The sequence below is a fragment of the Streptomyces sp. NPDC051582 genome (genome assembly GCF_040681715.1).
Taxonomy (GTDB): Bacteria; Actinomycetota; Actinomycetes; order Streptomycetales; family Streptomycetaceae; genus Streptomyces.
Genome location: NZ_JBFAZJ010000078.1, coordinates 1 through 6,676, shown reverse-complemented (window position 1 = coordinate 6,676; position 6,676 = coordinate 1). Strand labels below are relative to the sequence as shown.

General features: G+C 72.4%; 6 protein-coding genes. 3 read left to right on the top strand and 3 right to left on the bottom strand.

What is annotated here, in order from left to right:
• Positions 1-242 precede the first annotated feature (242 nt).
• Positions 243-848, top strand: coding sequence for a hypothetical protein (locus tag AB0M92_RS38960; protein ID WP_366107135.1), 606 nt, complete (start codon positions 243-245; stop codon positions 846-848).
• A 102-nt stretch (positions 849-950) separates the two neighbouring features.
• Here AB0M92_RS38960 and AB0M92_RS38955 read toward each other — a convergent pair whose 3' ends face one another.
• Positions 951-1,319: a nuclear transport factor 2 family protein gene (locus AB0M92_RS38955; RefSeq protein ID WP_366107134.1), complete on the bottom strand. Its 369-nt coding sequence runs from the start codon at positions 1,317-1,319 to the stop codon at positions 951-953.
• A gap of 70 nt (positions 1,320-1,389) precedes the next feature.
• On the opposite strand from AB0M92_RS38955, the gene AB0M92_RS38950 reads away from it, so the two are divergent.
• Positions 1,390-2,265, top strand: coding sequence for a LysR family transcriptional regulator (locus tag AB0M92_RS38950; protein ID WP_366107133.1), 876 nt, complete (start codon positions 1,390-1,392; stop codon positions 2,263-2,265).
• Positions 2,266-2,707: 442 nt separating this feature from the next.
• Here AB0M92_RS38950 and AB0M92_RS38945 read toward each other — a convergent pair whose 3' ends face one another.
• A complete protein-coding gene (locus tag AB0M92_RS38945; protein ID WP_366107132.1) occupies positions 2,708-3,142 on the bottom strand; it encodes an SsgA family sporulation/cell division regulator in 435 nt (144 codons plus the stop codon).
• A gap of 251 nt (positions 3,143-3,393) precedes the next feature.
• On the opposite strand from AB0M92_RS38945, the gene AB0M92_RS38940 reads away from it, so the two are divergent.
• Positions 3,394-3,738, top strand: a complete 345-nt coding sequence (locus AB0M92_RS38940; RefSeq protein WP_366107131.1) for an STAS domain-containing protein — start codon at positions 3,394-3,396, stop codon at positions 3,736-3,738.
• 370 nt (positions 3,739-4,108) lie between these two features.
• Here AB0M92_RS38940 and AB0M92_RS38935 read toward each other — a convergent pair whose 3' ends face one another.
• Positions 4,109-6,340 carry a helix-turn-helix domain-containing protein gene (locus tag AB0M92_RS38935; RefSeq protein WP_366107130.1) on the bottom strand — a complete coding sequence of 744 codons (2,232 nt, stop codon included), beginning with the start codon at positions 6,338-6,340 and terminating at the stop codon, positions 4,109-4,111.
• Positions 6,341-6,676: the final 336 nt, after the last annotated feature.

The following is a 6,676-nucleotide window of genomic DNA, read 5'->3' as shown; positions in this document are numbered from 1 at the left end:
GTGCGTCGAGGAGCGACTCGTCGAGCATTGCGGCCTCCGGCTGATTCAGAAGGGCGGGCGACTCGGTTGCTCGGGCGCCCGGTGCTGCGACGGCCCTCCGGGGCCGCCGCGCCACCGTGTACATCGGCACCGAGCATCCGGGGCAGATTCGGGGGGTCCGCCAGGACCGGGGCACCGTCCGGGTCCCCGCCCGTTCGGGCACGTCCCGTCGTCCGCTGTTGCCGCCGGAACAGGAGCATCCGATGCGCCTCTACGCCCAGACCCGAGCACGCCTCATCCGCCAGGTGGTGGCCGATCTGACGGCCGTGGTCCTGGTGGCGGTCGCGGTGTGGTTCGCGTTGGCCGTCCATGACGGGATCATGCTGCTGGCCGAGCCGGGGCGGAAGTTGGAGGACGCGAGCGGAAGCCTCGCCTCCGGCCTCGGCGACGCGGGGGACGCGGCGTCCAGGGTGCCTCTGATCGGCGACGTCCTGAAGAAGCCGTTGCGGTCGGCCGCCGACGCCGGCAACGGGCTGTCCGATGCCGGGCAGTCGATGCAGGACGTGGTGGGCCGGGTCGCCGACCTGACGGCGTTCACCCTGATCACGCTCTCCGTGGCCTTCGTGCTGGCGATCTGGCTGCCCCCGCGCGTGCGCTGGATCCGGCGCAGCGCCCGCATCCGCGGCCTTCTCGACGCTCCCGGCGGCGCCGATCTCCTCGCCCTGCGGGCGCTGACCGGGCCGGTGAAGGACCTGGCCGCCGTCCCGGTCCCGGAAGGGGGTCTCGCCGACGCGTGGCGACGGGGTGACGAGCAGGCCGTTCGCGACCTGTCCCGGGTGGCGCTCCGCCGAGCCGGCCTGAACGCCTGAGGGCGGCCGGCGGCGAGTCGCCCGGCTCGGGTTCCCGACTGCGAGGCGTGTGCCTCCCTTCCTGCCGGTCGGAGCGGGAAAGAGGCGCGTCCTCGCTCCCGTTCAGCTCGACTTCGCGAATCCCTCCAGCAGCCCGCGCGGGTCGAAGGTCACCCGGATCCGGGCGATCTTCCCGTCCGCCACGTGCATCCAGTTCGCGGTCGGTGCGGGCGGTGCGACAACGGTGCACAGGTCGAACCAGGTGATCACCTCGTCGCCCTCCGCGACGCGCACCTTCACGTCGATCCTCTCCAGCACCTTTCCGAGGCCTTGCAGCCCGGCCAAGGCCTCGTCCGTCCCGCGCGCCGTTCCCAGCGCACCGACGAACTCCACGTCTTCGGCCAGCAGCCCGCGCAGCGTCTCGAAATCGCCCGCCTCCCAGGCACGGAAATAGGTCTCGGCAAGCTCTCGTGCGGTCCTCTTCGTCGTCATGACTCCATGCTGCCCACCCGTCATCCATCCGTCCAACAGATGAATGCGATCGGATCTATCATCAGTGGATATGGAGATGCATCAGCTGCGCTACTTCACCGCCGTCGTGGACGAGGGCACTTTCACCAGCGCCGCCGAGCGCCTGCACGTCAGCCAGTCCGGCATCAGCACCCAGGTGGCGAAGTTGGAACGCGAGCTGGGGCAGCGGCTCTTCGACCGCTCCGGCCGCCACGTGCGCCTCACCCCGGTCGGCGAGGCCGTCCTCCCCCTCGCGAAGAGCGCGCTCGCCACTGTGGACACCATCCGGCACACCGCCGCCGAGTTCGCCGACGCCGTCCGTGGCCGGATCCGGATCGGCATGATCAGAGGCTGTTCGATCCCGTCCTTCCTGGACACCCTCGCGGACCTCAACCGCACCCACCCCGGCATCGAACTCAGCCTGCACGAGGGCGACTCCGACGACCTTCAGGCCCGAGTCCTCTCCGGCTCCCTCGACCTGGCCCTCATCGGCTACACGCGCCGGGCCGCCGACGGCCTGCGGGCGAGCGTCGTCATCGACGAGCCGATCGCGGCCGTCGTTGCGCACGGCCACGCCCTCGACCAGGCGGAACTGCCCCTCGCCGCCCTCCGGGACGAGAAGATCCTCTGCCTGCCCCGGGGCACCGGCATCCGCGCCGCCTACGACGAGTCCTGCCGCCGGCTCGGCCTCGACCCACGGGTGGACCTGGAGGCCAGCTCCCCGGCAACGCTGCTGCGCCTTGCCGAGCGCGGCGCGGGCGTCGCCGTGCTCAGCGCATCCTCGGCACAGGGCGCCGGCCTGCGGGCCGTCCCCCTCACCGACGCGGCCGCACACGCCAGGCTCGGCCTCGTCACGCGCCCCGACGAGCACTCGCCCGCCGTCCGCCTCTTGCACAGCAGGCTCCTGGCCGCATGGGGAGCAGCGTGAGGGGGGCGCCTGCCGCACTGCCGCAATCCCTGGATGAACTGCTCGCAGGTCTCCACGGGAACGGCGGGCGGCGGCCCTCGCCGCGATCGAGCCCGACTGAATCCCCGCGCGCTCGGGTGGACCGTGGACCGGCAGCGGCAGCGGCAGTACGCGAGCCTGAAGGCCCCGCCGGCTGACGGCACGGCGCCACGGCCTCGGCTGGTTCTCCGCCGAGCAGCAGCGCCGCCTCGCCGGAATTCGGCGTCAAGCCGCGGGGACCGCGGGGCAACGATGTCGACCCGCCTCACGCGGGGAGGGCGCTGACCCGGGCGGGAAAGGAACACGGCGACTGCTCGGTGACAGCGTGAGCGTGCCGAATGACGGTGTACTTAACTGGCCGGTCCCACCCCCCGTCTGGGCCCTGCTCCGGCGCGCCGTGCCTGCGACAGGTTCGAGCCCCATGTCACCGGCCGGCCAGAAGCTGGTCCATCAACGCCCAGTCCAGGTGTTCTTCTTCGGTTCCCGGCGGGACCAGCAGGCAGGTTGACATCAGCCAGGCGGACAAGTGCGCCCGATCCACACTGAGGAGGGCGCGTCCGTCCTCAGGACCCAAACGCAGCCACACGAGGCTGTTGGGCGTGGCGGCGGATGCGGGCCAGACGGCCACGTCTCCCGAGCCGGTCAGGGCGCGGGTGCCGGCGATCAGCAAGTCCCGTCCCAGCCTCCAGACGACGTCGTCGCCTCCGGGGCCGTGAAAGATGGCTTGGACGCACAGCGGGTCGGCGCGGCGGTAGAGGAAGGTGACGGGAATCGGTGTGGGCCAGTGGCCGGGGGCGTCGTACTGGCGGGCGACGGTGGACCAGCGGCGCGCGGCGTCTGGGCTGGGAGTGGTCTGCACGTCATCGACTCCTGGTGGGGGGGGTGGGCCGGAGGGCGCTCGTGCTGCCGCGTCTACCCGTCGTTCGACCTGCGAAGCGGGTGCCCGTGGAGGCCAACTGGGTGAAGTCCGGCCCCGCGATCACCGACCTGTGCCACCAGACGTACGGTCGCTGACCCGATCCGGTCAACCGACTGCACCACGCACACAGAAGTTTCAAGGACTTGATCAGCCCCTGCCTCCGCGGCCCTGCCCGTCGCATATTGGGCGGTATGGGAGATCAAGAAGACGACGACCCCGGCGTGCGGCTGGAGGGCAGTGGCCGGCAGGTCGTGGTCCATGTCGGTGGTGAACTGGACATCGACCGGGCCCCCATGCTGATCGCCGCCCTTCACGCGGCGATCCCCCAGGCACACGGGCCGGCCGAAATCGTCGTGGACGTCACCGAACTGTCCTTCTGTGACTCAGCCGGCCTCAACGCCCTCATCCACGCCCGCCGCACCGCGAGCGAACGCGGTCACCACATCAGCCTGCGCAACCCACAGCCCCAGTTGCGACGCCTGCTCAGACTCACCGGCGCCGAAAACCTCTTCCCCATCACCAACACCAGCACCTGACCCCGCCACACGTCGGCTCGCCGCCGGCAGGCGAAGCGGTGTCACGCGTACTTCCGCCAGGTCCGGCGAGGGCCGGAGCAGGCCGCATCGGCCGAACTGCGGTCGCATCTGCGCTCATGCGCTTTCGGCCGGCTCCTGGCTCGACGGGTCGACAGGTCGACGGGCGCCGGCTCGGGCGAGAGCGAAGCCGCTTCGGTCGAACGGGCTTACTCGGTGGGAGTCTGACCGAAGTGCTTCTTGAAGGCTCGGGTGAAGTGGCTGCCGTCCGCGAGGTCCTTGGCCGCCTTGGTGAGGGCGGGAGCCGGCCGGGGTTCCACGTCCGCTCACCCGCGCACGCTCCCCCAGTGCGTGGCCTGTTGGCGGCCGCGGTTCATGCGCGCGTCGTAACGCGTGCGACTGCGGCGTCGTATCGTGCCTGGAGCCCCGCGTTCGGCGATACGCGCAGCAGCGCGCCCAGCGCTCGTACTGCGCCGTCCTCGTAGCCGGACGACTCCGCCTCGCGGGCCGCCAGGTCGAGTTGTGCGATGCCCTCGCTCTCGTGCCCGAGCCCGAGCAGCGCCTCTCCACTCACCATGAGCAGCAGGATCCGGGGTACGTCGGCCGTGCCCTGCCGGTCGCCGTAGGTCAGAGCCTCGGTCGCCGTGTCGAGGGCCCGGCGCCATTTCCCGGCGTCGGCCCAGTGGCGGGCGAGGTGCTGCATGGCCAGTCTCTCGATGGTCCGGTCGCCGGCCCTGCGGGCCAGCTCCACGGCCCGCTCGCACGCCGTGGCCGCCTCGTCCGGGCCGCCGAGCGCGGCTCGTGCCATGGCCAGGACGATCAGGACGTTCGCCTCGACCGCCGCGTCACCTGCTCGTGAGGCGAGCGCGGAGGCGGCCTCCAGATGGGTGAGGGCCTCGGCGATGCGCCCTTCCTCGATCAGTACCCAGCCGAGGACGTTCAGTACCCGTGGCTCTCCGTGCCGGTCGGCGTCGGTGTCGGCGCGGGCCGCTTCGAGGGCGGTTTCCAGGAGCGGGGCCCAGCCGTCCCGTACGCGCCACACGATCAGCGGCCACAGGGTCAAGGCGATCCGCCAGGTCCTGTCGTGCAGTCCTGCGGCGTGTGCCGCCGCGACCGCCTGGGTGAGGTCGTCCCGTTCGGCCGCGTACCAGGCCACGGCGGCGGACCGGTCGCCGAACTCCCGCACGGCGGCGGGCGGGAGGTGGTCCGCGGGCATGGGGAAGCAGTCCTCGTTGCCGGGCTCGGCCGCCGCCACCGCTGCGAGGCCCGTGGCGATGTAGTGGTCGAGCACGCGCTTGAGCGCGTCGGACCCGGTGTTCAGACTCCGTGCATAGAGCCGTACGAGGTCGTGCATGGTCCAGCGGCCGGGTGTCGTCTCGGTGACGAGGTGGGCGACGGCCAGCCGTTCCAGGGCGGTCTCGGCCGCTGCCGGGTCCGTGCCCGCAAGGGCTGCGGCGGCATACCGGTCGATGTGTGTGCCCGGGTGGCGGCCGAGATGGGCGAACTGGCGGGAGACGTGCGGCGGGAGCTGTTGCAGTGTCACCCGCAGGGCAGCGCGTACGCCGGTGTCCTCCACGTCCAGCAGACTCAGCCGACGTGTCTCGTCGGACAGTTCGGCGGCCATCGCGCCCAGTGACCAGGCGGGGCGTTGTGCCAGCCGGGCAGCCGCCACCCGCAGGGCGAGGGGCAGGCCCCCGCACAGTTCGGCCAGTCGGCGCGCGGCCGCCGGTTCCGCGCGTACCCGCTGTGTGCCGAGTACCGTCGCGAGGAGCATCGTGCCGTCCTGCGGTGCGAGGACGTCCACGGCGACGGGCCGGGCGGTGTCGGTGACGATCAGCCCCGGCAGCCGGTGTCTGCTGGTGACGACGGTGACGCAGTGGCGGCCGCCCGGCAGCAGCGGCCGGACCTGCTCGGAGTCACGCGCGTTGTCGAGCACCACCAGGAGCCGGCGGTCGGCGGCGAGCGACCGGAACAGCGCGGCCGCGCCGTTGGCCGACTCGGGGATCCTGTGGAGCGGCACACCGAGCGCCGGCAGGAACTCGCGCAGCACCTCCATGAGGGCGGGCTCGCCCGTGTCGCCGAACCCGCGGAGGTCGGCGTAGAGGCGCCCGTCGGGAAAATCGTCACGGCTGTGGTGGGCCCATTGCAGTACGAGCGCCGTCTTCCCGACCCCGGCGGGTCCGATGACCAGGCAGACGGGCGCCTCGCCCGCCGCGGCCCGGGACAGGACGGCGAGTTCCGCCGCCCGTCCGTGGAAACCGCGCGGTGCGCGCGGCAGCAGATCGGGTGCGCCGACCGGTGCGACGGCGTTCCGTAATTCGGCGGGTGGAAGGGGGTCCGCCACGGGGGCGGGGCGGGGGCGGCCCAGGCTCGCGGTGCGCTCCAGCTCCCGGGTGCCGGCCGCGTCCAGGCCCAGGGCCGCGGCCAGCGCCCGCACGGAGCGGCGCTGCGGACCGCGGGTGTGTCCGCGCTCCATGTACGACAGCGCCCGCACGCTCACCCCCGCGGCGTGCGCCAGCTCCTCCTGGCTCAGCCCGGCCCTCGTCCGCAGACTGTGCAACAGCGCGCCGAAGCGGCCGGCGATGGCCGGTGTACCGGTGTCCATGTCTGGATATCCCCTGGTCAGTGCGTTCCAACAGGAACGCCGTACCTCTGCCACAAGAGTATGCACGAGACGGTATTTGCCGGCGAAACGCACTGTTGGGGCCTTCTTCCGGGGAGTTGGCGGGAGGCGACACGGTCGGGCCCGCCGGGTCCGGGTGGCCGCCGGGGAACTCGACGCTCCCCTCGGGGCGGGCGGGGAAACCGGTGCGGACGCGGTGGCGACGGCCGCCGTGGCCACCCTGGCCGCCTGCGGTCGGCAGCGCGGCAAGGGAACGCCGCCGGCCTGCGTCCCAGCCTCCCCTCGGCCCAACCGGCAGACGGCCGGGCCCGGACATCC